This is a genomic window from Rhodopirellula sp. JB055, from assembly GCF_043100905.1.
GTDB lineage: Bacteria > Planctomycetota > Planctomycetia > Pirellulales > Pirellulaceae > Rhodopirellula.
In genome coordinates, this window is record NZ_JBICHO010000179.1 from 1 (window position 1) to 4,003 (window position 4,003).

At 57.8% G+C, this 4,003-nt stretch carries 2 protein-coding genes; both read right to left on the reverse strand.

Annotated elements, in window-relative coordinates; genetic code table 11:
• Positions 1–88 precede the first annotated feature (88 nt).
• Positions 89–1,828 carry an SHD1 domain-containing protein gene (locus ACF8AM_RS07280; protein WP_392554990.1) on the reverse strand — a complete coding sequence of 580 codons (1,740 nt, stop codon included), beginning with the start codon at positions 1,826–1,828 and terminating at the stop codon, positions 89–91.
• Between the two features lie 120 nt (positions 1,829–1,948).
• On the reverse strand, positions 1,949–4,003 hold a 2,055-nt coding region (gene carB, locus ACF8AM_RS07285; protein ID WP_392554991.1), incomplete at its 5' end, for a carbamoyl-phosphate synthase large subunit.

Consider the following 4,003-nt stretch of genomic DNA (forward strand, 5'->3'; position numbering starts at 1 on the left):
TCGTCGCCTCGTCCACTACGATCAACCCTCACTTTTAACTTTGACAAACTACTAGGCGACGGGGCAACCTGGCGTCCGATGCGGATTGTTATTCCGTGACGATTTGGAACGGATTGGCGGGAGCCTCGGATTCCTTTTGGAATCGTTCCGCCAGATCCACGTCTGTTTTCGAGAGGGCTGCCAGCGGGACTTCGATCGTTTTGTCATCGGCGGATTTCAGGCGAAGCTTGCCGTCTTTCACCGCGAGGAACGATGCCTCGATTTTGAACTTGCCGGTTTTGTCGGTCCAGGTTCGGATGGCATCCATTTCCGGTTCGGAATCCACTTCTTCCTCGTTCATCTCGTCCGGTTCATTCACCGCCAGCTTCGGTTTCGGTGCGGCACGTCGGGTTCGTGGGGCTGGCCGTGTGTTGACATGTTGCTGAACCGTGTCTGGGGGATACCGCAACAGCGAAACGTTGACGCGTTCGACTCGGCCGCGACCGCCGACGGACTGGACCGAGACTTCATTGCGGTTGTGGATCTCTTTCACTTCCACTGCTTCATAACCACTGAATCGTTCTCGCGATTTGGCGAGGATCTGGCCGACCACCAAGCGGCTCGCCGTGGTGACAGGGGCACCGGTCCGTTTCACCGTTCCGATCCCGCGGCTGTAATCGCGACGGTCTTCCGCCATCTGCTTGATCGATTCGTCGTAGCGAGCGGCCGCCGAATAGTAAAAGTATTTCAGGTTGTTGTCGGAGATTTCTGCCCGTTTGAGGAGCGCTTGTGCGAGCTCGGGCTCTTGTCGTTGATTCCTGGAATTCAGTTCTGACATGGCACGGTGAGCCTCAGCGACCGACGAACCCGGGGCCAACGCTCGCAGCCACTGCTTGCGTTCCGCGTCCGTGAATGGGCGCGTGCGTTTGAGAGTCGCTTCTTTCGCCGCAGCGATTTTGGCGGCGCGTTCCTGTTTCGTTTCGCGAACAAGCGAGATGGAAACGGGAACCTTCACTTCCACACCATCCTCGGTTTGGAAGATCACCCGATTGATCTGCAGTTGTTCGTAGAACCCGTCGTCCAAGTTGAAGAACGCTGTGCCGTCGCCTTGCATCTTCAGTGGCGGATCGGATTCGGGAGCCGACAACTCGTATTGATGGTCGATCTTCATCCGGTTTCGGACCGCTGGATGAGCGACGTACTTCCACTTCTCTGTCGCGATGGAAAGTTTTTTGTTGTTGATCCCCGCTCGGCTGGCGAAGGAGGGTGTCATCCCAAAGGGACTGCTGACGCGAGCGATGGTGGTCGTGTCGGAAACGTCCCATGTCACCGCGACCTCGGCTCCGTTTTTGAAGGCACGCGGATTGACGGGAACAGCGCCCGCGGGTGGCAGCGGAGCGATGCCGAGTTGGCCGATTGTGCCGAGCAGGAGGCCCATCATTTCATCTCGCTGCACCACTTCGACTTTGCCGAGCGGGGTGATGCCCAGCAAAGCTCCTCGACAGGAAACGGATTCGAGAGTCGGTAGTGAGGAGTCGCTGCTGCTGCGAAAGAACGAGGGTGGACGGGAGTGTTTGCCTTGTAGGTCGCCCGTCACCGTCAACTGGATCAGTTCTGGTTCGGCCGATTTGACGTAGTAAGTCAACGAGCCGGGATACTTGCCCGCATCCTTGCCGGTGCCGATCTGGAGGTTGATTTTGTAAGTGACTGAGGCGCCAACTTGATCGCTGAATCGGACGGGATCAGCCGCAGTGGCCGCTGAAATATCAAGCAGAGAGCCGACCAGGAAGACGGCAAGCAGGAGGCGGCCAACCAGAGCGGTGCGCGAGCCTTTCGATTGATGAGACATGTGTTCGGTGCCTGACAACAATGGGGGATGACAGTCCCCATCTTAATGGCAGGCAACATCCCATGTGAACGGAAACAGCCACGGTTGAGCGACTGTTTCCTCAAACGTTCACATTTCGTCTCAGACGTTTTGTGCGTACCGGCGTTGCAGCGATTCGACCTTCATGGGGGTGTCACGCATGGCAACCATGGCTCGCACGGCGGCTTCGGCGGCTGCCAAAGTTGTGATGCAAGGTACGCCGTGTTGAACGCCCGCCGCGCGGATCTTGCCTTCGTCGGTCCGGGCACCCTTGCCCGACGGCGTGTTCAGAATCAACTGAACGTCGTCGTTTTTCAGATAGTCGATCATGTTGGGATGACCTTCGGACAGCTTCTTCACTCGGGTCACGGCGACGCCGGATTCTTCCAAACGGACCGCGGTTCCCTCGGTGGCCAGCAGTTCGAAGCCCAAGTCAATCAAAGACTTGCCGAGCGATTCAGCGGCCTCTTTGTGGTTGGCGGACAGTGACAAGAAAATTTTGCCTGATTCCGGCAGCACCGTTCCTGCAGCCAATTGGCTCTTCGCGAATGCGATCGAGAACAATTCGCTGACGCCCATGACTTCGCCTGTGCTTCGCATTTCGGGGCCGAGCACGATGTCGACGCCGGCGAATTTCCGGAACGGCAGCACGCTCTCTTTGATCGAAACGTGGCGCGGAATCGGTTCTTCCGTGACGTTCAGGTTTTGCAGCGTTTCACCCGCCATGACTTTCGTTGCGATGTTCGCGACGGGGACACCGGTGGCTTTGGCGACGAACGGCACCGTGCGGCTGGCACGTGGGTTCACTTCCAAAATATAAAGCGTTGCCTGGTTGCCTTCCATCTTGACGGCGAACTGAATGTTCATCAGGCCAACGACGTTCAAGCGAGCGGCCAACTTGCGGGTCGCATCGCGAATTTCGGCCAGAACCGGTTGAGTCAGGCTGAACGGTGGGATGCAGCACGCCGAGTCGCCGGAGTGAACACCGGCTTCTTCGATGTGTTCCATGATCCCCATGATCACGCAGTCGTTGCCATCGCTGACCGCGTCGACGTCGACTTCGGTGGCGTCTTCGAGGAAGCGGTCGATCAGGACGGGTTGTCCATCGGCAACGATGAAGGCTTCTGCGACATAGCGGGCGAATTGGGAGTGGTCGTAGCAGATTTCCATCGCGCGGCCGCCCAACACAAAGCTGGGGCGAACGAGTGCGGGATAGCCGATCCGTTTGGCTTCCACACGAGCTTCGTCCATATTGCGAGCGATGCCCGATGGCGGTTGCCGCAGGCCAAGCTCGTCGATCAGGCTGCTGAACAATTCGCGGTCTTCGGCCGCGTCGATCGTGTCGACGCTGGTCCCGATGATTGGCACGCCGGCCTGTTCCAAACCACGAGCCAAGTTGAGCGGAGTTTGGCCACCGAACTGAACGATCACGCCGTCGGGCTGCATCGCATCGCAGATGTTCAGCACGTCTTCGATCGTCAATGGTTCGAAGAACAGGATGTCCGAGGTGTCGTAATCGGTGCTGACCGTTTCCGGGTTGCTGTTGACCATGATCGATTCGATGCCCATCTCTTGCAGGGCAAACGAAGCGTGGCAGCAGCAGTAATCGAACTCGATACCCTGACCGATTCGGTTGGGGCCACCACCCAAAATCACGACCCGTTTCTTGTCGCCCTTGGCAGGGACTTCGGTTTCGGCTTCGTAGGTGCTGTAGTAGTACGGCGTGAAGGCTTCGAATTCAGCCGCACAGGTGTCGACGCTCTTGTAGACCGGGCGGATGCCCATTTCCAAGCGTTTGGCGCGGACCTGTGATTCGGTTTTCGACGTGATCGTGGCGATTTGTCGATCCGAGAAACCGCGTCGTTTCGCGTCTCGCATGGTGTCCGCATCGATCGCGTCCAGTTTGCCAATCGAACGCAGGTTGTCTTCGGTTTCGATCAGTTGTTGCAGGTGATCGAGGAACCAAGGGTCGATGTTGGTCAATTGGTGAATTTCCGACGCGGTCATCCCGTCTTTGAACGCGTAGCGGATGTAGAAGATGCGTTCCGAACCAGGGGTCGATAGCTTGGCTCGGATCTCATCTCGGCTGGGTTGGTCTTCGGTTCCCCAGAGATCTTTCGGGTCGCTGCCGAATCCAAACGCGCCGACTTCCAGACC